Genomic DNA, 22672 nt, shown 5'->3' on the forward strand with positions numbered 1-22672 from the left:
GGAGAACCGCCCGCATGCCCCACACCGAAAACGAGAACACCCCCGCCGCCGAGAACGGCAGCCCCAGCGACAACCTGCCCCCGCGCAGGCGTCGCCGCGCCGCTTCCCGGCCCGCCGGCCCGCCCGGCGGTGTCGCCGCGGCCCCCGAAACGCCCGTCGCCGCGGCCCCCGCGCCGGTGACCGAGGAGCCCGCCGCCGCTCCGGCGCCGCGTGCCCGTCGTCGTGCCACCCGCGCCGTGACCGCCCCGGCCGCCGTCGAGGCCGTCGCCGAGACCGCTCCGGTCGCGGCCCCCGCGGTCGAGGAGGAGGCTCCGGCCGCTCCCGCCCCGCGTACCCGTCGCCGGGCCACCCGCGCCGTCGCCGCCCCGGAGGCGCCCGCCGCCGAGTCCGTGGTGGAGGCCGCCCCGGTCGCCGCTCCCGTGGTGGCGGAGGAGCCTGCTGCGGCTCCCGCTCCGCGTGCCCGTCGTCGTGCCACCCGCGCCGTGACCGCCCCGGCCGCCGTCGAGGCGCCCGTCGCCGAGTCCGTGGTGGAGGCCGCCCCGGTCGCCGCTCCCGTGGTGGCGGAGGAGCCTGCTGCGGCTCCCGCTCCGCGTGCCCGTCGTCGTGCGACCCGTGCCGTGGCGGCTCCGGCTGCCGTGGAGGCGTCTGCCGCCGAGTCCGTGGTGGAGGCCGCTCCGGTCGCCGCCCCGGCCGCCGCTCCGGTCGTCGAGGAGGAGCCTGCCGCGGCTCCCGCTCCGCGTGCCCGTCGTCGTGCCACCCGCGCCGTGACCGCCCCGGCCGCCGTCGAGGCGCCCGCCGCCGAGGAGGCCCCGGCGGCCGCGCAGGAGGCCCCCAGGGCCGCCCGCTCCGTCACCGTCGCCGACGCCGTCGACTCCCCGAAGCGCGGCGGCCGCCGCCGCGCCACCCGGGCCACCGCCCCGGCCGCCCCCGCGCAGCCCGTGGCCGCGGCCGCCGAGCCCGAGGCGCCCGCCGCCCCGGCGCCGAACCGTGCCGCCCGCCGCGCCGCGCGTCCCGCCGTGGCCGTCTTCCAGGCCCCGGTCTTCGCCGAGCCGATGTTCCAGACCCCGGAGACCGCGGCCATGGCCGCCGCGGCCGCCGCCGCCTCCCAGGCCGAAGAGGCCGAGGAGGAAGAGGACGAGCTGGAGGCCGAGGTGCAGGCCCCGGCCCCCGCCCCCGTCGAGCAGCCGTCCGGCCGTCGCCGCCGTCGCCGTGGCGCGGCCGCCGAGCCGGTCGCCGCGCCCGTCGCCGCGCCCGCCCCCACCGCCCCCGTGTCGCTGGCCGACGTAGAGCTGGTGGACGAGGAGCAGGAGCCGGAGGCCGCCGACCTGGACGAGGACGAGGCCGACGAGTCGGGCGAGCGTCCCTCGCGCCGTCGCCGTCGTGGTGGCCGTCGCCGTCGCCGCGGTGAGGCCGCCGACCTCGACGAGTCCGCCGAGGAAGAGACCGAGTCCGCCGAAGAGGCGGAAGAGGACGAGGCCGAAGAGGCCGAGGAGGCCGAGCTCGGTTCCTCCTCCAGCCGTCGCCGCCGTCGCCGTCGTCGCCGCAGTGGTGACGGCGCCGCCGACGCCGACGCGGCCGACGAGGACGGCGTACGCACCGTCGTCAAGGTCCGCGAGCCGCGTCCGGCCCGCGAGCGCAGCGAGTCCACCTCCTCGGACGAGGTCCAGTCCATCAAGGGCTCGACCCGCCTGGAGGCGAAGAAGCAGCGCCGCCGCGAAGGCCGCGAGCAGGGCCGCCGCCGCGTCCCGATCATCACCGAGGCCGAGTTCCTGGCCCGCCGCGAGGCCGTCGAGCGCGTCATGGTCGTCCGCCAGGCCGGCGAGCGCACCCAGATCGGCGTCCTCGAGGACAACGTGCTCGTCGAGCACTACGTCAACAAGGAAGAAGCCACCTCGTACGTCGGCAACGTCTACCTGGGCAAGGTCCAGAACGTGCTGCCGTCCATGGAGGCCGCGTTCATCGACATCGGCAAGGGCCGCAACGCCGTCCTGTACGCCGGTGAGGTCAACTTCGAGGCGCTCGGCATGGCCAACGGGCCGCGCCGCATCGAGTCCGCCCTCAAGTCCGGCCAGTCGGTCCTGGTGCAGGTCACCAAGGACCCGATCGGCCACAAGGGCGCCCGCCTGACCAGCCAGGTCTCGCTGCCCGGCCGCTACCTGGTCTACGTGCCCGAGGGCTCGATGACCGGCATCAGCCGCAAGCTGCCCGACACCGAGCGCGCGCGCCTGAAGACCATCCTCAAGAAGATCGTCCCCGAGGACGCGGGCGTCATCGTGCGCACCGCCGCCGAGGGTGCGAGCGAGGACGAGCTGCGCCGCGACGTCGAGCGTCTGCAGGCCCAGTGGGAGGACATCCAGAAGAAGTCGAAGCAGATCTCGACCTCTTCGCCGAGCCTGCTGTACGGCGAGCCGGACATGACCGTCCGCGTCGTCCGCGACATCTTCAACGAGGACTTCTCGAAGGTCATCGTCAGCGGTGACAGCGCCTGGGAGACCATCCACGGCTACGTGAACCACGTGGCCCCGGACCTGGCCGACCGGCTCTCGCGCTGGACCTCCGAGGTCGACGTCTTCGCGACGTACCGGATCGACGAGCAGCTCGCCAAGGCGCTCGACCGCAAGGTGTGGCTGCCCTCGGGCGGTTCCCTCGTGATCGACAAGACCGAGGCGATGATCGTCATCGACGTCAACACCGGCAAGTTCACCGGTCAGGGCGGCAACCTCGAGGAGACCGTCACCAGGAACAACCTGGAGGCGGCCGAGGAGATCGTGCGCCAGCTGCGGCTGCGCGACCTCGGCGGCATCGTCGTCATCGACTTCATCGACATGGTCCTGGAGTCCAACCGCGACCTGGTCCTGCGGCGCATGCTGGAGTGCCTGGGCCGCGACCGGACCAAGCACCAGGTGGCCGAGGTCACCTCGCTGGGCCTGGTCCAGATGACCCGCAAGCGGGTGGGCCAGGGGCTGCTGGAGTCCTTCTCCGAGACCTGCGTCCACTGCAACGGCCGCGGTGTCATCGTGCACATGGAGACCCCGACCGTGGTCGGCGGCGGTGGCAACGGCAAGCGTTCCAAGCGCCGTGGCGGCCGTGGCCTGGAGCACGACCACGAGGCCGAGGCGATCGAGACCGTCGAGACCGACGTGTTCGAGGCCGACGCGGAGACCGAGGCCGAGGTGGCCGCCGAGGCCGCCGCGCCGCGGGCCCTGCCGGAGCCGGAGTTCGTCGCCGACGAGGAGCTGTACAGCAGCCCCGCCGAGGCGGAGGCGGCCGCCGGTGTCAGCGGCCGGCGCAACCGTCGCCGTGCCACCCGCAAGGCGACCGCTCCGGCGGGCGCCCCGCGCGGTGCGGTGCGGGCCGCCGAGGCCCCGGTGGCCCCGGTCGCCGAGGACGCGCCGGTCCTGGAGCCGGCCGACACGGTCCTGGAGCCGGCCCCCGAGGCCGCCCCGGTGCCGGAGGCCGTGGAAGCGGCTCCGGCCGCCCCCGAGGCCCCCGTCGAGGAGGCCGCGCCGAAGGGCCGGACCCGTCGCCGTGCGACCCGTAAGGCGACCGCTCCGGCGGGCGCCCCGGCCACCGAGGCGGCCGCGCCGGCCGTCGTCGAGCCGGAGCCCGTCGCCCCGGTCGCGGCCGAGGCCGCCGAAGCCGTGGCCGAGGAGGCCCCGGCGGTCGCCCCGGCCGAGCCGGTCGCGGAGCCCGAGCCCGTGGTGGAGGCCGCTCCGGCCCGTCCGCGCCGCCGTGCCACCCGCAAGGCCACCGCACCCGCCGGTTCGCCGGCGGGAGCGGCGGAGGCGGCCGTGGTGGTCGTCGAGGCCGCCCCGGCGGAGTCCGAGCCGGCCCCGGCCGAGCCCGAGGCCGCGGCCGAGCCCGAGGTCCCCGCCAAGAAGGCCGCCCGCAAGGCTCCGGCCAAGAAGGCGGCGACCACGGCGAAGAAGGCCCCGGCCAAGAAGGCGGCGGCCGCGAAGAAGACCGTCGCGAAGAAGACGACGGTCAAGAAGACCGTGGCGAAGAGGGCGACGAAGAAGACCGCGGCGGCGGAGCAGACGCTCCCGTCCGTCTCGGCTCCCACCGAAGCCTGACCCGTACCGACGGCCGTGGGCCCCGCCGAGAGGCGGGGCCCACGGCCGTGCGGGGCCCGGTTTGACCCCCCGGAACCAGCCCCGTAACCTAGACCGTCGGCGTGTCTTGAACGATTACCGTTCAACGTGCGTCGCGCTCCTGAGCACCTTCCTCCCGCATCGTCCGCGCAAGCGGCCGGGTCACGGGAGAGGCCGCTCGTCCAATTCCGGATCACCGTGGGCCCCGGCCCGCGTGAGCGGCTGGCTTCAGGAGCATCCGTCCCGAGTGAGAGAGAGATCCGCGTGTACGCCATCGTGCGCAGCGGTGGTCGCCAGCACAAGGTTGCTGTCGGCGACATCGTTGAGGTTGACAAGATTTCCACTGCCAAGGTTGGCGACACGGTCGAGCTCTCGACCCTGCTCGTTGTCGACGGCGACGCCGTGACCAGCGACCCGTGGGTGCTGGCCGGGATCAAGGTTCAGGCCGAGATCGTGGACCACCACAAGGGCGCCAAGATCGACATCCTGCGCTACAAGAACAAGACCGGCTACCGCCGTCGCCAGGGTCACCGCCAGCAGTACACGGCGATCAAGGTCACCGGTATCCCCACGGCTGCGAAGTAAGAGGGACTGAGACATGGCACACAAGAAGGGCGCATCGTCCACCCGGAACGGGCGCGATTCCAATGCTCAGCGGCTCGGCGTGAAGCGCTTCGGCGGTCAGGTCGTCTCCGCTGGTGAGATCCTCGTCCGCCAGCGCGGCACCCACTTCCACCCGGGTTCGGGTGTGGGCCGTGGCGGCGACGACACGCTGTTCGCGCTGCAGGCCGGTTCGGTCGAGTTCGGCACGCACCGTGGCCGCAAGGTCGTCAACATCGTTCCGGCCGCCTGATCCAGCTTCCTGCTGATCAAGGCGTACTGAACTCCCCGAGGGCGGATCTCAGCTCTTCCCGGCGCAGGCCGGGAAGAGAGGTCCGCCCTCGGCGCGTTGTCACATAGACACGTTTAATGGGCAGCAAGGCCTGCCCGGGACATTCCCGCATGTATCTGGAGGAACAACCATGACCACCTTCGTGGACCGCGTCGAGCTGCACGTCGCCGCGGGTAACGGGGGCCACGGCTGCGCCTCCGTTCACCGGGAGAAGTTCAAGCCGCTCGGCGGCCCCGACGGCGGAAACGGCGGCCGTGGCGGCGACGTGATCCTGGTCGTCGAGCAGGCGATCACCACCCTGCTGGACTACCACCACAGCCCCCACCGCAAGGCCACCAACGGCAAGCCCGGCGAGGGCGGCAACCGCTCCGGCAAGGACGGCCAGGACCTGGTCCTGCCCGTACCGGACGGCACCGTCGTCCTCGACAAGGAGGGCAACGTCCTCGCCGACCTCGTCGGCCAGGGCACCACCTACGTCGCCGCCGAGGGCGGCCGCGGCGGCCTCGGCAACGCCGCGCTCTCCTCGGCCCGCCGCAAGGCCCCCGGCTTCGCGCTCCTCGGCGTCCCCGGCACCACCGGCGACATCGTCCTGGAGCTCAAGACCGTCGCCGACGTGGCGCTGGTCGGCTTCCCGAGCGCCGGCAAGTCCTCGCTGATCTCGGTCCTCTCCTCGGCCAAGCCGAAGATCGCGGACTACCCCTTCACCACCCTGGTCCCGAACCTGGGCGTGGTCACCGCCGGCTCGACCGTCTACACCATCGCCGACGTCCCGGGCCTGATCCCCGGCGCCAGCCAGGGCCGCGGCCTCGGCCTGGAGTTCCTGCGCCACGTCGAGCGCTGCTCGGTGCTCGTGCACGTGCTGGACACCGCCACCCTGGAGTCGGACCGCGACCCGATCGCGGACCTCGACGTCATCGAGGAGGAGCTCCGGCTCTACGGCGGCGGCCTGGAGAAGCGCCCGCGCCTCGTCGTCCTGAACAAGGTCGACATCCCGGACGGCCAGGAGCTCGCCGACATGGTCCGCCCGGACCTGGAGGCCCGCGGCTACAAGGTCTTCGAGGTCTCCGCGGTCGCCCGTACGGGCCTCAAGGAGCTCTCGTACTTCCTGGCCGAGGTCATCGCCAAGGCCCGGTCCCGCAAGCCGAAGGAGGAGGCGACCCGCATCGTCATCCGCCCGAAGGCCGTGGACGACTCCGGCTTCACCGTCGCCTACGACGAGGTCGAGGACGTCTACCAGGTGCGCGGCGAGAAGCCCGAACGCTGGGTGCGCCAGACCGACTTCAACAACGACGAGGCCGTCGGCTACCTCGCGGACCGCCTCAGCCGCCTCGGTGTCGAGGACGCGCTGAAGAAGGCCGGTGCCCGTGCGGGTGACGGCGTCGCCATCGGCTCCGACGAGAACGCCGTCGTCTTCGACTGGGAGCCGACCATGATGGCCGGCGCCGAGATGCTGGGCCGCCGCGGCGAGGACCACCGCATGGACGCCCCGCGCCCGGCCACCCAGCGCCGCAAGGAGAAGGACGCCAAGCGCGGCGACTCCGCGCAGCAGGAGTACGACGAGTTCCGCCCGTTCTGATCCGGGTGGCCCGGGGACTTGAAGCCGGCCTTATGCCGTTCGCCTAGGATCCTGCGGGTGAACAGCAGCAATTCCGGCAGTGACGCCACCACGGACCCCGCCGTCTCCGTGGTGGTGATCGCGTACAACGACGCCGCGCTCGTGGGCGAGGCCGTTTCCTCGGCCCTCGCCCAGGGCCCGGTGGTCGCCGAGGTCATCGCCGTCGACGACGCCTCCTCGGACGGGACCGGGCGGGTGCTGGACGAACTGGCCGCCGCCCACCCCCGGCTGAAGGTCGTGCACCGCACGGAGAACAGCGGGGGCTGCGGCACCCCGCGCAACGACGGGATCGCGGCCGCGAGCTCCCGGTACGTCCTCTTCCTCGACAGCGACGACGTCCTGCCGCCCGGCGCCGCCGCGGCCCTGCTGGCGGCCGCCGAGGAGCACCGCGCGCCGGTCACCGTCGGCGCGTGCGTGCGCCGCGAGCTGCCCGAGGGCCGCGACGTGCCGTGGATGCCCGGCCTCCACACGCCGGGCGAGGTCATCGAACGGCCCGCCGACCGGCCCGAACTGGTCCGCGACACGCTCTGCGTCAACAAGCTGTACGAGCGGGCCTTCCTCGACGAGCACGGCATCCGCTTCCCCGACGGCCGCTTCGTCTACGAGGACTTCCTCTTCACCGCCCGCGTCCTGGCCGCCGCCCCCCGCATCGCCGTCATCGGCGACCTCGTCTACGTGTGGCACGTGCGCCGCAGCGCCGCCCAGAAGTCGATCTCGCTGGCCCGCGCGGACGTGGGCAACTGGCGCTCCCGCGTCGAGGCCCACCGCGCGGCATCCGCGGCCCTCGCCGGCGCCTCCCCGGAGCTGGGCCGCGCCTGCCAGGCCAAGTTCCTCGACTACGACCTGCGCATGTACCTGCGCGAGCTCGGCAAGGACCCCGGCTACCGCTCCGCCTGGTGGACCCTGACTCGCGACTACGTGGCCGGCTTCGCCGACGCCGACATCGGGGCCGCCCCCGCCCGCGCCCGGTGGATCGCGCGGGTCCTGCTCGCCACCGAGGCCCCGCCGGCCGACGTCGAACGGCTGGCCGGCCTCGCCGCCGAGCCGCCCCGGCTGCCGCCCCCGTACGCCGCGGACCCGGACGGGCTGCCCGTGTGGAGCGCGGAGCTGCCCATCCCGCTCGACGGCCTGGACGCCCTGCCCGTCGCGGAACTGCCCGTCACCGTCGACGCGGAACCCGCCGGGAGCGGCGCCGTCCGCGTCCGCGTCCGCGACCTGTACGGCCGCCTCGCCGCTGCGGGGCCGCAGACGGTACGGCTGACCTTCCACCCCCGCACCGGTACGGAGCCCGTCCAGGGGCACCCCGTGGAGCTGGAGCCCGCCGCCGACGGTGACGGCTGGACCGCCGTGGTCCCCTTCAAGGTCGCCGCGCTGGCGGCCCTCGGGCGCCGCCGGGGACTGCGCGGCCTGCAGGCCTGGGACGTCCGGGCCGGCGTGCGGTGCGCCGACGGGAGCTCCCTGATCACCTCCCTGCGCCCCCTGGGCGGACTGCTCCGCCGCCGCGCCCTGCCCAGCAGCCGGTACGGTGTTCTGCTGGCGCAGCCCTACCGGACGGCGGCCGGAGCCCTGGCCCTGCGCCTCGCGCCCGGCGCCGGGGGCGCCCTGACCTTCGTACGCAACCGCCTCGACCGCGCCCGCACGCGCCGGTCACGCTAGAGCTCGGGAGATACGCATGACATTTCTGATCACCGGTGGCGCCGGATACATCGGCGCGCACGTCGTTCGCGCGATGCTGCGGGCCGGGGAAGAGGTCGTGGTTCTCGACGACCTCTCCACGGGCAACGAGGACCGCGTCCCGGAGGGCGTCGGCCTGGTCGTCGGCTCGGTCCTGGACCGGCTGGTGCTCGACGACACGCTGCGCCGCCACCACATCACGGGCGTCGTGCACCTGGCGGGCAAGAAGCAGGTCGGCGAGTCCGTGGAGAAGCCGCTGTACTACTACCGCGAGAACGTGCAGGGCCTGACGGTGCTGCTCGAAGCCGTGGCCGAGGCCGGCATCCGCAACTTCCTCTTCTCCTCCTCCGCCTCCGTGTACGGGATGCCCGACGTGGACTCGGTCACCGAGGAGACGCCCTGCCGCCCGCTGAGCCCGTACGGCGAGACCAAGCTGGCCGGCGAGTGGCTGGTCCGCGCCGCCGGCAAGGCCCACGGCATCTCCACCGCCTGCCTGCGCTACTTCAACGTGGCGGGGGCGGCCGCCCCCGAGCTCGCGGACACCGGGGTCTTCAACCTGGTCCCGATGGTCTTCGAGCGCTACGACGCCGGTGAGGGAGCGCGGATTTTCGGCGACGACTACCCGACGCCGGACGGCACCTGCATCCGCGACTACATCCACGTCGATGACCTCGCGGAGGCCCACGTGGTGGCCGCGCGCCGGCTCGCCGAATGGGGCGCGGCGGGGGAGTACAAGGACCTCACCGTCAACATCGGCCGGGGCGAGGGCGTCTCCGTCAAGGAGATGGTGGAGCTGCTCAACGAGGGCACCGGGCACACCTACGCGCCGGTCGTGACCCCGCGCCGGCCCGGCGACCCGGCGAAGGTCGTGGCCTCGGCCGACCTGATCGCCGCCGAGCTGGGCTGGAAGGCACGGCACGACGTCCGCGAGATGATCACCTCGGCCTGGGCGGGCTGGGAGGCGAACAAGGCGGGCGCCCACCGGGACCCGCACAAGGACGTCCGCACGGTCTGACCGTCCGCCGCACACGAAGCCGCCCGCCCCGGAACGCGTCCGGGGCGGGCGGCTTCGTAGGGGCCCGGAGGCTCAGCGCTCCAGGAACGCGAACAGGGCTTCCCACCGGTCGGCGATCTCACCGCTGGAGTAGCGGCGCACGTTGCGGAAACCGGCGTCGCCGAGCCGGTCGCGCAGCGCGGCGTCCGACATCAGCGCGTCCAGGTGCTGGGCGAGTTCCATCGTGTTGCCGAGGCGGGCCAGCAGGCCGTCCTCGCCGTGGTCCACGATCTCCCGCACGCCCGGCGCGCAGTCGAACGCGGCGACCGGCAGACCCGCCGCCATCGCCTCCAGCAGGGTGATCGGGAAGCCCTCGGCGCGCGAGGCCTGGGCGAAGACCGAGGCGTCCCGCAGTGCGCCCAGCACGTCGTCGGTGCTGCCCATCCACTCCACGGAGTCGTCGAGCCCGAGCGCGGAGCAGTGCGCCCGCAGGGCCTCCTCCTCGACACCGGCCCCGTAGATCCGCAGGGTCCAGTCGGGGTGGTGCGGGGCGGCGTCCGCCCACGCGTCGAGCAGCAGGTCCATGCCCTTCTCGAAGGCGAGGCGGCCGACGCTCGCGACGACCTTCGCGGTGCGCGGGGCGGGGGAGCCGGGCATGAACGGCAGCGGGTTCGGCATGCTGTCGACGTTCTCCATGCCGGCCCGGATCCACAGGTCGGCGTCCTCCGGCGTCAGCACCAGCAGCCGGTCGACCTCCGCGTAGTTGCGGCGGACCCGCTCTCCCCGGGTCGACTTCTGGCTGGCCTCGAAGGACTCGTGGCTCATGCCGATCACCGAGAGCCCCTTGGTGTCGGCGAGGGCCACCCACTCCATCGCCCAGACCTGCGTGACGATGACCACGGCGCCGGGCCGGGCCGCGCGGAAGAGACCGCTCAGCGTCTCCGCCTTCTCCCGCATCCCCGCCCGCCGGGCCGCCTGGCGGCGGCGCTCGGGGGCGTTGAGCCGGCCCTTGAGGCCCTGTAGGCGGCGCGCCTTCGGCGGGTGGGTGTCGTAGAGCGTCGTCGTCGCGTACGGGAGGCCGGCGGGCAGCTTCTGCCGGATCTCGTCGGCGACGGGTGCGATGCCGACGATGTGGACCCGGTGACCGCGGTCGGTGAACAGCCGGGCCATCTGGTGCGACCAGGTGGTCACCCCGCCGAGCTCGTCCACGCTGTTGGAGACGAGGAAGACGTCGCGGCCGCCCGGTGCCGTGGTCGCGCCTGGCTGCTGGCTCACTTGCCGCTCCTGGTGAAGAACTTCTCGACGATCCGACGGGCGGCGTCCCCGCGGTCGTACTCGCCGAACTCGGTGAGGAAACGCTGGCGGGCCTCGGCGTACTTGGCGTCCGCCTCGTCGAACGCGGCGACGGCCTGCATCAGCTCGTCCGCCGTGCCGACGACCGGGCCCGGAGCCTTCTCCTTCAGGTCGAAGTACGTGCCGCGGATGTCCGTGCGGTACGCGTCGTAGTCGTACGCGAAGAACAGCATCGGCCGGTCCAGTACCGCGTAGTCGAACATCACGGACGAGTAGTCGGTGATCAGCCCGTCGGCGAGGGCCAGCAGCGGCGTCACGTCGTGGTGCCGGGACACGTCGACGACCCGGCCCGCGACCGACGGCGGCAGCGAGACGCTGTTGAGGTAGTGCGTGCGCACCAGCAGCGTGAAGCGGTCCCCGAGCCGGTCGGCGAACTCCTCCACGTCGAAGGGGAACTCGAAGTTCTCCACCGTGCCGTCCGCGTTCGCCCGGAAGGTCGGCGCGTACAGCAGCACCTTCTTGTCCGGGTCGATGCCCAGCTCGGCGGCGAGCGGCCCGCGGACCCGCTCCCCGCTCTGCGCCTCGGCGCGGTGCGCCTCGACCAGCGCGTCGTTGCGCGGGTAGCCGGTGCGCAGCAGTACCTCGTCGCGCAGCCGGAAGCCCTTGGCGAGGGTGCGGGTGTCGTGCTCGGAGCGGATCAGGAAGTGGTCGAAGCGGTCGACGGCCGCCTGGAAACGGTCCTGTCCGGCCTTGCCCTGCGCCTTGGTGCGCGGTTCGTGGAAGCCCATCCGCTTCAGCGCGGAGCCGTGCCACGTCTGGATGTACGTGGTCCCCGGGCGCTTGGCCAGCGCCAGCGGGAAGCCCTGGTTGTCGACCCAGTACTCGGCCTGCGCGAGCGCGCGCAGGTACGGCCAGCTCCAGCGCCGCACCAGGGTGGCCTCCTTGGGGAAGCCGGTGGGCTTGCCGCCCGCGTACGACCAGATCGCCTCGAAGGGCGCGCCCTGGCGGACCAGCTCCTCGTAGATGGCCCGGGGGCTGTCGCTGTACTGCTTGCCCATGTGGCTCTCGAAGACGACCGTGCCCTTCTTGACGGGCAGCTTCGAGAAGACCTCGTGGTAGACCTTCACCTTCTGCTCGCCCGAGCCGAGGTTGCGGCGGGCCTTCAGCGCGCGGCGCAGGCCGCGCTTGACGACTCCGGCGGCCTTGCCGTGCATCGCGCTGCTGATCAGCGTCTGGGTGCGGACGGCGGCGGGACCCTCGGCGGTCAGGACGTAGGAGAGGTTGCCCTTCTTGGTCATCTCCGGCTCGAAGCGGTCGGAGACCAGCCGGGTCAGGCGGGGGCGTACGCGCAGCCGGGCGGCCGAGTCCAGGTCGACGCCGCCGACGGAGACGCGGGTGGTCATCCGGTCGGCGCCCGCCGTCAGCTTCAGGCGGACGTCCCAGACGGCGTCGATGATGCCGAGCGGGCGGACGGTGCTGCCGATGTCGGCCGTGGTGGACCACTCGATCGTGTCACCGGCGTGGCGCACGGTTGCCACCGGGAAGCTGAAGGAGCGCACCCCGATCTGGCGGCGGGCCCGGAATTCGAGCGTCGCCTTCAGCTCGGTACCGGCCTCGATGCGGCCCAGGGGGTTCACGACGGAGCCGGACAGGCTGACCGTGCCGCGTCCGTCGTCCTCGTACGAGGACAGCCGGTTGCCGAGGGACAGCGAGGCGAGCGGGGTGGTGTGGAAGCCCTGCTCGGTGACGTCCAGTATGCGGCGGCCCTCGGCGTCGTCGAGGTGCCGCGCACACCAGTAGACACGGCCGTCGCGCTCCGCGAGCGGGGAAGACAGCCGGCCCTTGTTGGTCATGGCGTCGGCGGCGGGCAGGAGGTTGTCCCAGTCCTCCTTGCCCAGCAGGTAGGCGCAGATGGCCTGGAGGTGGGTGACGTTCTCGTACGCGGCCGGGTCGATGCCCGCGAGGTAGCCGTTCGCGAGCCGGGCGAACTGCTGGCGGTAGGCGTCGCCGAGGAGCGGCAGGTCGCGCAGGTGCAGCACCAGGTCGTGCTTGAGGAACTTGGCGTCCTTCGCGGACTTGATCGCGGTGTGGCCCTTGGAGGCCAGCAGCTCGTCGACGCGGCGGTGGATCTCCATCCGGTGGACGAAGTTCGCGATCTCGTGCCGCCGGTTGCTGATCGACTTCGCCGAGGCCTTCTCGACCACGTTCCAGAAGTAGACGCGGTTGGGGATCAAGGTGATCCGGCGGGCTGCCACGTAGGCCTGCGCGGAGAACAGCAGGTCCTCGTAGTGGATGCCGACCGGGAACTCCAGGCCCTGCTCCAGCAGGAACGCGCGCCGGTAGCACTTGTTCGTGGAGAGGGTGTCGTAGACCAGCAGGTCCGGGTACTCGGTGATCGACTCCAGCGTGCGGGTCCGCGCGTAGATCCACGGGTACCACTCGGTGGTCTTGTTCCACCGGTTGTCGAGGTGCACGCGCACGCACAGGCCCGACACCAGGTCGGAGCCGGTCCGCTCGGCGGCGGCCAGCATGTTCCGGCAGGCGTTGCGCTCCAGCACGTCGTCACTGTCCAGGAACATGACGTACGTGCCCGTGGCCTGCTTGATGCCGTGGTTGCGGGGCGCGCCGCAGCCGCCGCTGTTCTCGGGCAGCTGGAAGGCGCGCACCCGTCCCGGGTGCGCCGCTTCGAGCTCCTTGGCGACCGAGAACGACCCGTCCTTGCTGCAGTCGTCCACGATCACGACTTCGACCCCGCGCAGGGTCTGGTCCAAAACCGACTGGACGGCTGTCGGCAGACGCTCTGCGTCGTTGTAGACGATGACGACCACGGAGACGTCAGGCACGTGCACCTCGATCCCTTCGTTCCATTCCGCTTATCCCGTCAAAGCTACCGTGTGCCGCACGCGACTCGGGCAGGCCGGCCACCGGCGTGCATACTTCTAAGGAAGAGGTGAGTGGCGGGTCCGGTCGCCGACAATCACCCGTTCGGACCCAGCAGGAAGTGCTCATGACCAAGCTGTCGGTAGTTGTCCCTTGCTACAACGAAGAAGCGGTGATCGACAGCTTCGACGTGGAGATCCGCCGGGTCCTGGACGCCCTGCCCGTCGAGTACGAGGTCTGCTACGTCGACGACGGCAGTCGTGACGGCACCCTCGGAAAGCTCCGCAAGATCGCCTCCGAACACGCGGACCGGACGCGGTACGTCTCCTTCAGCCGGAACTTCGGCAAGGAGGCCGGCATGCTCGCCGGGCTGCGCGAGGCCACCGGCGACGCCGTCGTCATCATGGACGCGGACCTCCAGCACCCGCCCGAGCTGATCGCCACCATGCTGGAGCACTACCGGCAGGGCCACGACCAGATCATCGCCCGCCGCACCCGCGAGGGCGACAAGAAGCTCCGCTCGGCCCTCAGCCGCCTCTACTACCGGGGCGTCAACCGCTGGGTCGACGTCGAGCTCGCCGACGGCGTCGGAGACTTCCGCATGCTGTCCCGGCCGGCCGTGGACGCCCTCCTCGCGCTGCCCGAGTACAACCGCTTCTCCAAGGGCCTCTTCTCCTGGATCGGCTTCGACACCGTCCACTTCGACTACCGCAACGCCCAGCGCGAGGCCGGCGAGACGAAGTGGAAGTTCGGCTCCCTGCTGAACTACGGCATGGACGGGCTGATCTCCTTCAACAACCGCCCGCTGCGGATCGGGATCTGGCTCGGCGTGTCGCTCGTCGGACTGACCGGCCTGTACGCCCTGTGGATCACCATCATGGCGATCACCAACGGCATCGACTCCCCGGGCTACGTCACCATCGTCGCGATGATCGCCGGAATCGGAGGCGTCCAGATGATCATGCTGGGCCTGATCGGCGAGTACATCGGACGCATCTACTACGAGACCAAGCGCCGCCCCCACTTCCTCGTCAAGGAAGCGCACGGCGCCGAAGGAGTGCCCGGAGTGTCCGACGCAGTGATCGCGGAGCGCAGCCGCTGATGACCAAGAAGGACCAGCTCGGCCAGATATTCCGGTTCGCCCTGGTGGGCGGCGTCAACACCGGCACCTTCTTCGCCCTGTACCTGCTGCTCCACCCGTGGATGCCGTACTTCGCCGCCTACACCCTGGCCTTCGTGCTGTCGATGATCGGGTCGTTCTTCATGAACACCTACTTCACCTACCGCACCCGGCCCACCTGGAAGAAGTTCCTGCTCTTCCCGCTGACGAACGTCACCAACTACGTGATCCAGTCCGTCGGCCTCTACGCCCTGGTCACCTGGGCCGGCCTCGACACCCGGATCGCACCGCTCGTCGCCGCCGTCGTCGCCATCCCCTTCACCTTCCTGCTGTCCCGCAAGATCCTCGTCCCCGGCGCGGCCGCCGGGGCGGCGGAGCCCGAACCGCAGCCTTCGTCGTCCAGGGTCTGAAACCGCCGGGCGGTCCAGGGTCTGAAACCGCCGAGCGCGCGCTCCCGGCCACCCCGTAGATTGAGGAGGTCCGGCCGGATCTCCGGCCGGCCGGTCGGCAAGGGGCAAGGGGAAAGACGTGTCAGCGGCAAGGCAGGGCGTGCGGGACGCCCGCAGGATCGTGGTCAAGGTCGGCTCCTCCTCCCTGACCACCGCGGCGGGCGGACTCGACGCCGACCGGGTGGACGCACTGGTCGACGTACTGGCCAAGGCCCGCAGCGGCGGCGAGAAGGAGATCGTCCTCGTCTCCTCCGGAGCCATCGCCGCCGGACTCTCCCCCCTCGGACTGCGCCGCCGCCCCAAGGACCTCGCCCGGCAGCAGGCCGCCGCCAGCGTCGGCCAGGGCCTGCTCGTCGCCCGGTACACCGCCTCCTTCGCCCGCTACGGCATCCGCGTCGGCCAGGTCCTGCTCACCACCGACGACACCAGCCGCCGCGCGCACTACCGCAACGCCTACCGGACCCTGGACCAGCTGCTGGCCATGGGCGCGCTGCCCGTCGTCAACGAGAACGACACCGTCGCCACGGACGAGATCCGCTTCGGTGACAACGACCGGCTAGCCGCCCTCGTCGCCCACCTGGTCCGCGCCGACCTGCTGGTGCTCCTCTCCGACGTCGACGGCCTCTACGACGGCGACCCCTCGCAGCCCGGCACCACCCGCATCGACGAGGTCCACGGACCGCAGGACATCGCCCACGTCTCCATCGGCAGCGCCGGGAAGGCCGGGGTCGGCACCGGTGGCATGGTCACCAAGGTCGAAGCCGCCCGCATCGCCGCGGCCGCGGGCATCCCCGTCGTCCTGACCTCCGCCAGCCAGGCCGCCGACGCCCTGTCCGGCGGCCCGACCGGCACGCACTTCCACGCCACCGGCCGCCGCTCCGCCGACCGGCTCCTGTGGCTCCAGCACGCCTCGACCCCGCAGGGCCACCTCGTCCTGGACGACGGCGCGGTCCGCGCCGTCACCGAACGCGGCAGCTCCCTGCTGCCCGCCGGGATCGCCGCCGTCGAGGGCGAGTTCGTCGCCGGGGACCCCGTGGAACTGCGCTCCGCCGACGGCCGCGCCGTGGCCAGGGGACTGGTCAACTTCGACGCCAAGGAACTCCCGCAGCTCCTCGGCCGCTCCACCCGCGAGCTTGCCCGGGAGCTCGGACCCGCGTACGAGCGGGAGGTCGTACACCGTGACGATCTGGTGCTGCTCCAGGGCTGAGGTTCGGCAAAACCGCCGCGCGGGGGGCCGGGGACTGGTCAACTGTGAGGGGCGGACACGCGTAGCGCAGACAGGAGGCGGCTGGTGAGACGAGCGCTGACCAGCGTCGGCACCGGGGACGGCCACGGGCAGGGGACCGGGCACGGAAACGGGGACGACGGCCGCGGGGACCGGGACGAGTCCCGTCTGTGGCACATCACCCTGAGCGTCTCCGGCAAGCCCGCGCCCCTCTCGGAGGTCCGGCGCGGGCTGGAACAGCTCGCGCACGACCACCCCTTTCTGCTGACCAGCCGGTACGCCGACGACCACGCGGAGATCCGGTACTGGGAAGAGGCCCGCGACCTCCACGACGCGGCGGCCGTCGCCCTGCGGCTCTGGGGCGAACACCGCTCCTCCGCGCAGCTGCCGCCGTGGGAGATCGTCGGCCTGGAGGTCATCGACCGCGCCACCTACCACCAACGCGTGGCAGAGGGCTACGGCCCACCCCCGGCCCACCCGGTAGGAGTACACCCGTACTAACCCCCAGGCGGGCCCGGCCCCCGGCAGGGGTCATCCCACGCGGCACTCATCCCGAGCGGGGCCCCAGCCCCCCCCGGGCGCCCGGCGCGGGTGGGCGAAACCCAGCCCCCCGCGGGCCAGCCCGCGCGGCGCTGGGCCCGTGCGGGGGAAACCCAGCCGGCCGGGCCAGCCGGCGGGGCGCTCGGCTCGGGCGGGGGAAATCCAGCCCCGCCGGCGTTTGAGGCGCGGGGTCCGGGGCGGAGCCCCGGAAGGGTCTGGGGCGAAGCCCCGGGCCCACGGGGTCCGGGCGGAGCCCGGGAAACGGAGAAAGGGCGGGGCGGGGTGAAGCTCCGCGCAGCGGCACCGGCGACCACCCGCTCACGACGCACACGGCCTCCGGGCGGCGGCACAGCCCCGCGCAGCGGTACGAACCACCCGCAGGGAACGCCCCGCGCAGCGGTACGGCCACCCGCAGGCAGCGGCACCCGGCCCTGGGCAGGGGTACAGCCACCCGCAGGAGTACGCCTCCCAGCGCGGCACGGCTGCAGCGCCACGGCCACCCGCAGCGCCACGGGCACGGCACCCCGCAGCAGCACGGCCCGGCCAGGGGTACGGCCAGGGGTACGGCCACCCGCAGCGGCACGGCCCCGCACACCCACCCCGCGCCAGCCGTCTCGCGGGGTGGAACCCCTTCGGGGCCCGCCGGGCCGGGGCTTACCCTGGCCGCATGACCACGCTCGACGACGCCACCGCCACCTCGCCCGTCCTCGCCACCGCGCAGCGGTCCCGCACGGCCGCCGCCGCCATCGCCCCCCTCCCGCGGTCCGCCAAGGACACGGCCCTGCTGGCCATCGCGGACGCGCTGGAGGCCCGTACGGCCGAGATCGTCACCGCCAACGCCGTGGACACGGCCAAGGCGCGCGAGGCCGGCACGAGCGAGACGGTCATCGACCGCCTCACCCTCACCCCGGACCGGGTCAAGGCCATCGCCTCCGACGTGCGGGACGTCGCCGCCCTCCCCGACCCCGTCGGCGAGGTCGTCCGCGGCTCCACCCTCCCCAACGGCATCGACCTCCGCCAGATCCGCGTCCCCCTCGGCGTCGTCGGCATCATCTACGAGGCCCGCCCCAACGTCACCGTCGACGCCGCCGCCCTCTGCCTGAAGTCCGGCAACGCCGTCCTCCTGCGCGGCAGCTCCTCCGCCTACGCCTCCAACACCGCCCTCGTCGCCATCCTGCGCGACGCCGTCGAGAGCGCCGGCCTGCCCGCCGACGCGATCCAGCTCGTCCCCGGCGAGTCCCGCGACTCCGTCCGCGAGCTGATGCGCGCCCGCGGCCTCGTCGACGTCCTCATCCCGCGCGGCGGGGCTTCCCTCATCAAGACCGTCGTCGAGGAGTCCACCGTCCCGGTCATCGAGACCGGTACCGGCAACTGCCACGTCTACGTCGACGCCCAGGCGGACCTCGGCATGGCCGTGGACATCCTCGTCAACTCCAAGGCGCAGCGGCCCTCCGTCTGCAACTCCGCCGAGACCCTCCTCGTGCACCGCGACATCGCCGCCGCCTTCCTCCCGCGCGCCCTCGACGCCCTCGCCGACGCCGGCGTGACCGTCCACGGCGACCCGCGGGTCCTGGCCGCCGCCGAGGGCACCAAGGCCACCGCCCTGCCCGCCACCGACGAGGACTGGGCCGCCGAGTACCTGTCCTACGACATCGCCGCCGCCGTCGTGGACTCCCTCGACGACGCCGTCGCCCACATCCGCCGCTGGACCTCCGGCCACACCGAGGCGATCGTCACCACCTCCCAGGCCGCGGCACGGCGCTTCACCCAGCTGGTCGACTCGACCACGGTCGCCGTGAACGCCTCCACCCGCTTCACGGACGGTGGCCAGTTCGGCTTCGGCGCCGAGATCGGCATCTCCACCCAGAAGCTGCACGCCAGGGGCCCCATGGGCCTTCCCGAGCTGACCTCCACCAAGTACATCGTCACCGGCGACGGTCACATCCGGTAACCGCCCCCCGAACACGGGGTGGCCGGATCTCGGCTTACACCCTGCCCAAAGCGGCCCCCCAGGTCTACGCTGTAGCCGTGCCGGACGACGTGGGGGGCAAGCCGTTCCCGGACGACGGGGAGCCCGACGACGACCGCGGAGGCGCGGATCAGGACTTCGCCTCCGTGGTGTTCGACGAGGCCTTCGTCCGGAACGCCGAGATCCATGAACCGAGCGCCGCCGAGCGCCAGCGGGCCGCCGACCGGGCCCGCGCCGACGCCGAGGCCGCCCGCGTGGCCGGCGGCTGGAACGGCGACGACGACTACGGCTACGGCCATCCCGACGGGTACGGGCTCGACGACCCCGGCTGGGAGCCCGGCCACTACGGCTACGGCTACGCCGAGGGCCCGTACGGCGCCTACGGCGGCAGCCTGCGCCCCTACCGCGGCCGCTCGCCCTGGCTGCGCCCGGTCGCCTGGGTGCTCGCCTTCGTCATGGGACTCGGCATGGTCGCCCTCGCCTTCAGCGCCGTCTACCGCAGCGCCTCCGGCGAGGCGGAACCCGCCCCGGCGCCCGCCAGTACTCCGCTCAGGGAAGTCGGAGGCGTCGGCGCGTTTACGTACCCGGTCGGCCGCCAACCCTGAAGGTACGACCCCGCTCGCGCGAACCGGAGCCGGGGGCTTCTCTGAAGCGGGGACAGCGGGGAGAAGCGATGGCCGTTCCAGGAGATCCACCAGGCGGCACCCCCGACGGCATCGGCGAGGGTGATGACGAGCTGCGTCCGGACGAGTACAGGTCCGTGGTGTTCGACGAGGACTTCGTCCGTGCTGCCCGCCTCCAGGAGTACTCCGCCGAGGAACGCATGGGCGAGCACGCCCGCGCCGTCCGCAGCCGCTCCCTCTGGTCGGCCGGCGGCACCTCCTCCGGCCACGGCACGGGCACCCCCGGCCGCGGGGCCCGCCAGGGCATGCTGCTCGTCCTGCTCATCGCCACCGCCTTCGCGGTCGCCGTCTACATGGGCCTGCGCAACCCGTACGTGCCCCCGCCCGGCGGCACCGCCGAGCCACTGGCCGCCGTCGTCGTACCCCTCGCCCCGAGCGAGACCGTGCCCGGCGGAAAACCGGCCGACCTCTACGAGAAGAGCCCGGCGGACACCTACCGGATCGGCGCGGCCGGAATCACCCTTCCGGCCCTGCGCCGCACCCACCACTTCACCGAGGGGCAGGTCGTCGCCGCGCTGTCCATCGCCAAGGACTACCTCGTCCAGTCCTCACTGGACCCCGACGTGCTCTCCGGGGCCGCCTCACGGCCCGTACGGGTCCTGCTCGACCCCGGACAGCTCACCCAGTTCGACGAGAGCATGGCCGCGCCCTCCGGAGACGGCCGGCACGCCGCCACCGGCTGGCTGGTCCGCTTCGACCCCGCCGTGGTCCTCGTGGCCGACTCCAGGGTCCGGGTCAACGGCACCCTCGCCTTCAGGGAGGTCACCCCGGAGGTACTGGAAGTGACCACCGACCACACTTTCGTGTACGCCGTGCGCCCGGTGGCCCACCCCTCGGCCGCCGACGGGGCCTCGCTCTTCACCGTCCGGCGCGAGCTGCGCATGCGCTTCGACAAGGACGACCTCACGGCCCGCCGCACCGAGCTGACCTCCGCCTACGTGATGGCCGGCCCGCAGGACTGCGCCACCGACCCCGCGACGGGCTTCCGCCCCCTGACGGCCGGGACACCGCCCACCACGGTGGGCCCGCCCGCGAGCGACCCGTACGCCAGCGGTCAGCCCCGCCGCACGGCCGGGCTGTGCGGCGTACTCGCGCCGACGGGCACGCCCACGGCCACGGCGCCCGCGCCGCCGACCGCCCCGGCACCCGTCACGCCCGCCCCGCCGGGGGCGGCGGCCTCCGTCAGCCCCGTTCCGTAGCGCCCCCGGAGCCCTTGCCCTCGGCGCCCGCGCCGCTGCCCGAACCGGCGCCCGCCCCGGTGAACTTGTCGCGGAGCTTGCCGCCCAGGTCACCCGCACCGCCGGCGATGTCGCCGACCAGCTTCATCAGCGGATCCTTGCTCGTGCGCACCGAGTCCGCGTAGTGCGTCGCGGACTGCCGGAAGGAGTCGGACACCGAGGTGTCCTTGTCGTCCTCCCGCCGCGGGTAGTGGCCGTCCATGATCCGCTGGTAGTCCCGGTTCTGGGACCACTTCTTCAGCTCGGCGGCCCGCACCGTCGTGAAGGGGTGCGTCCGCGGCAGCACGTTGAGGATCTTCAGCACGGAGTCGCGCAGGTCACCGCTCTTCTCGTACTCGTCCGCCTGCTCCAGGAACGCGTCGACGTTCATCTCGTGGAGGTGGTTGCCGCCCGCGATCTTCATGAGACCGCGCATCGAGGCGTTCACGTCCTGCCCCACCAGCAGACCGGCCCGGTCCGCGGACAGCTCCGACTTGCGGAACCACTCGCGCAGCGCGGTGACCAGCGCCATGATCGCCACGTTGCCCAGCGGGATCCACGCCACCTTCAGCGCCAGCCCCGTCAGGAACAGCAGGATCGTGCGGTACACCGAGTGCCCGGACAGCGCGTGACCCACCTCGTGGCCCACGACCGCCCGCATCTCCTCCTCGTCGAGGAGCTCCACCAGGCCCGTCGTCACCACGATGATCGGCTCGTCCAGCCCGATGCACATGGCATTGGGCTTCGGGTCCTGCTGCACGTACATCTGCGGGACCCTCTCCAGGTCCAGGATGTAACACGCGTCGCGGAGCATCTCGTGCAGGTGCGCGAACTGCGTCTCGCCCACCCGCACCGACTCCGACAGGAACAGCAGCCGCAGACTGCGCTCCGGAAGCAGCCCGCTGAGCGTCTTGAACACCGTGTCGAACCCGCTCAGCTTCCGCAGCGCCACCAGCGCGGAACGGTCGGCGGGGTGCTCGTACGCCCGTGAGGAGATTCCGGGGAACCTCCTGCGATTGCGTGCCGGTGCCTTCTCGAATCCTGTGTCCGTCATAGCGCCTCCCCCTCGATCGGCCTGTCTGTCCGGTGTCCATCCTCTCCAACGCCTGAGTCGGCGTGAGCGTGCCCAGGGGCCCCGCATACGATGTGAGCGAAGTCTCCACAGCTCCCCGACTCGATAGGTACCTGCCTGATGAGCCTCTCCACCACCACCCACAACATGGTCGTTCTCGCATCGGGGGGCGCCGAGCACGGCGGCAACCACGACAGCCTGAACCCGTACCTGACCGGTGGCGCTGCGCTCGTCATCCTGCTGCTGATGCTCTGGGTGACCACGCGCCTGAACCGCGACCGCTAAGCCCTTCCGTGGACGTGGCACCGGGCCAGTAGGCTCTGCGCTCATGGGAGAGCAGGAAATGCCTACGGGCCCGGTCAAGCGCCGGCTCGGCGTGATGGGCGGGACATTCGACCCGATCCACCACGGACACCTGGTGGCCGCCAGTGAAGTGGCCGCGCTGTTCCACCTCGACGAGGTGATGTTCGTACCGACCGGCGAACCGTGGCAGAAGTCGCAGCGGGCCGTGTCCCCCGCCGAGGACCGCTACCTCATGACGGTCATCGCGACGGCGTCCAACCCCCAGTTCTCGGTGAGCCGCATCGACATCGACCGCGGCGGCCCGACGTACACGATCGACACCCTGCGGGACCTGAGCGCGCTCAACGACGACGCCGACCTGTTCTTCATCACCGGCGCCGATGCCCTCGCGCAGATCCTGACCTGGCGGAACGCCGAGGAGCTCTTCGCCCTCGCGCACTTCATCGGAGTGACCCGCCCCGGCCACGTGCTCACCGACGACGGGCTGCCCGAGGGCGGCGTCTCCCTGGTCGAGGTGCCCGCGCTGGCCATCTCCTCCACGGACTGCCGCGCGCGGGTCGCCCAGGGCGATCCGGTCTGGTATCTCGTTCCCGACGGTGTGGTGCGCTACATCGACAAGCGTGAGCTGTACCGGGGAGCCTGAGCTTCCGGAAGA

General features: G+C 72.5%; 18 protein-coding genes. 15 read left to right on the top strand and 3 right to left on the bottom strand.

Features of this window, described 5'->3' with window-relative positions; genetic code table 11:
* Positions 1-14 precede the first annotated feature (14 nt).
* The 6 genes from ABZZ17_RS09905 to galE all read left to right on the top strand — a co-directional run bounded on the left by ABZZ17_RS09905 (position 15) and on the right by galE (position 9287).
* Positions 15-4073, top strand: a complete 4059-nt coding sequence (locus ABZZ17_RS09905) for an Rne/Rng family ribonuclease (RefSeq protein WP_356873966.1) — start codon at positions 15-17, stop codon at positions 4071-4073.
* Positions 4074-4355: 282 nt separating this feature from the next.
* Positions 4356-4676 (top strand): 50S ribosomal protein L21, encoded by a 321-nt coding sequence (rplU, locus tag ABZZ17_RS09910; RefSeq protein WP_030159347.1) that lies wholly within the window; start codon positions 4356-4358, stop codon positions 4674-4676.
* Between the two features lie 13 nt (positions 4677-4689).
* Complete coding sequence (gene rpmA, locus ABZZ17_RS09915) at positions 4690-4944, top strand: 50S ribosomal protein L27 (RefSeq protein ID WP_030013081.1); 255 nt, start codon at positions 4690-4692, stop codon at positions 4942-4944.
* A 169-nt stretch (positions 4945-5113) separates the two neighbouring features.
* A complete protein-coding gene (gene obgE, locus ABZZ17_RS09920) occupies positions 5114-6559 on the top strand; it encodes a GTPase ObgE (RefSeq protein WP_356873969.1) in 1446 nt (481 codons plus the stop codon).
* Positions 6560-6616: 57 nt separating this feature from the next.
* Complete coding sequence (locus ABZZ17_RS09925) at positions 6617-8254, top strand: glycosyltransferase family 2 protein (RefSeq protein WP_356873971.1); 1638 nt, start codon at positions 6617-6619, stop codon at positions 8252-8254.
* A 16-nt stretch (positions 8255-8270) separates the two neighbouring features.
* The gene (gene galE, locus ABZZ17_RS09930) at positions 8271-9287 is read left to right on the top strand and encodes a UDP-glucose 4-epimerase GalE (RefSeq protein ID WP_356873973.1); all 1017 of its coding nucleotides are present in this window, start codon (positions 8271-8273) and stop codon (positions 9285-9287) included.
* A 72-nt stretch (positions 9288-9359) separates the two neighbouring features.
* Here galE and ABZZ17_RS09935 read toward each other — a convergent pair whose 3' ends face one another.
* Together ABZZ17_RS09935 and ABZZ17_RS09940 are read right to left on the bottom strand one after the other, a co-directional pair.
* Positions 9360-10541: a glycosyltransferase gene (locus tag ABZZ17_RS09935; protein ID WP_356873975.1), complete on the bottom strand. Its 1182-nt coding sequence runs from the start codon at positions 10539-10541 to the stop codon at positions 9360-9362.
* Positions 10538-13408 (bottom strand): bifunctional glycosyltransferase family 2 protein/CDP-glycerol:glycerophosphate glycerophosphotransferase, encoded by a 2871-nt coding sequence (locus ABZZ17_RS09940; protein WP_356873977.1) that lies wholly within the window; start codon positions 13406-13408, stop codon positions 10538-10540. The genes ABZZ17_RS09935 and ABZZ17_RS09940 overlap by 4 nt, the downstream gene beginning before the upstream one ends.
* Before the next feature lie 158 nt (positions 13409-13566).
* Here ABZZ17_RS09940 and ABZZ17_RS09945 point away from each other — a divergent pair, with 158 nt between their 5' ends.
* The 7 genes from ABZZ17_RS09945 to ABZZ17_RS09975 all read left to right on the top strand — a co-directional run bounded on the left by ABZZ17_RS09945 (position 13567) and on the right by ABZZ17_RS09975 (position 20624).
* Entirely contained in the window at positions 13567-14541 is a 975-nt protein-coding gene (locus ABZZ17_RS09945) for a glycosyltransferase family 2 protein (RefSeq protein ID WP_356873979.1), read from the top strand.
* Positions 14541-14969: a GtrA family protein gene (locus ABZZ17_RS09950; protein ID WP_356873981.1), complete on the top strand. Its 429-nt coding sequence runs from the start codon at positions 14541-14543 to the stop codon at positions 14967-14969. Before ABZZ17_RS09945 ends, ABZZ17_RS09950 begins: the two co-directional genes overlap by 1 nt.
* 118 nt (positions 14970-15087) lie before the next feature.
* Positions 15088-16215, top strand: coding sequence for a glutamate 5-kinase (gene proB / locus ABZZ17_RS09955; protein WP_356873983.1), 1128 nt, complete (start codon positions 15088-15090; stop codon positions 16213-16215).
* 84 nt (positions 16216-16299) lie between these two features.
* Positions 16300-16734 (top strand): hypothetical protein, encoded by a 435-nt coding sequence (locus ABZZ17_RS09960; protein WP_356873985.1) that lies wholly within the window; start codon positions 16300-16302, stop codon positions 16732-16734.
* A 706-nt stretch (positions 16735-17440) separates the two neighbouring features.
* Positions 17441-18724 (top strand): glutamate-5-semialdehyde dehydrogenase, encoded by a 1284-nt coding sequence (locus tag ABZZ17_RS09965; RefSeq protein WP_356873987.1) that lies wholly within the window; start codon positions 17441-17443, stop codon positions 18722-18724.
* A 77-nt stretch (positions 18725-18801) separates the two neighbouring features.
* Positions 18802-19347 carry a hypothetical protein gene (locus ABZZ17_RS09970; RefSeq protein WP_356873989.1) on the top strand — a complete coding sequence of 182 codons (546 nt, stop codon included), beginning with the start codon at positions 18802-18804 and terminating at the stop codon, positions 19345-19347.
* A gap of 68 nt (positions 19348-19415) precedes the next feature.
* A complete protein-coding gene (locus ABZZ17_RS09975) occupies positions 19416-20624 on the top strand; it encodes a hypothetical protein (protein WP_356873991.1) in 1209 nt (402 codons plus the stop codon).
* On the opposite strand, the gene ABZZ17_RS09980 is transcribed toward ABZZ17_RS09975, so the two are convergent.
* Complete coding sequence (locus tag ABZZ17_RS09980; protein ID WP_356873993.1) at positions 20608-21696, bottom strand: M48 family metallopeptidase; 1089 nt, start codon at positions 21694-21696, stop codon at positions 20608-20610. The genes ABZZ17_RS09975 and ABZZ17_RS09980 overlap by 17 nt on opposite strands.
* 138 nt (positions 21697-21834) lie before the next feature.
* Between ABZZ17_RS09980 and ABZZ17_RS09985 the strand changes: the two genes are divergently transcribed.
* Both ABZZ17_RS09985 and nadD read left to right on the top strand, forming a co-directional pair.
* Positions 21835-21999 carry a hypothetical protein gene (locus ABZZ17_RS09985; RefSeq protein WP_356873995.1) on the top strand — a complete coding sequence of 55 codons (165 nt, stop codon included), beginning with the start codon at positions 21835-21837 and terminating at the stop codon, positions 21997-21999.
* A 43-nt stretch (positions 22000-22042) separates the two neighbouring features.
* Complete coding sequence (nadD, locus tag ABZZ17_RS09990) at positions 22043-22660, top strand: nicotinate-nucleotide adenylyltransferase (protein WP_356873997.1); 618 nt, start codon at positions 22043-22045, stop codon at positions 22658-22660.
* The last annotated feature ends 12 nt before the right edge of the window (positions 22661-22672 follow it).

The sequence above is a fragment of the Streptomyces sp. NPDC006512 genome (assembly GCF_040611935.1).
Taxonomy (GTDB): Bacteria; Actinomycetota; Actinomycetes; order Streptomycetales; family Streptomycetaceae; genus Streptomyces.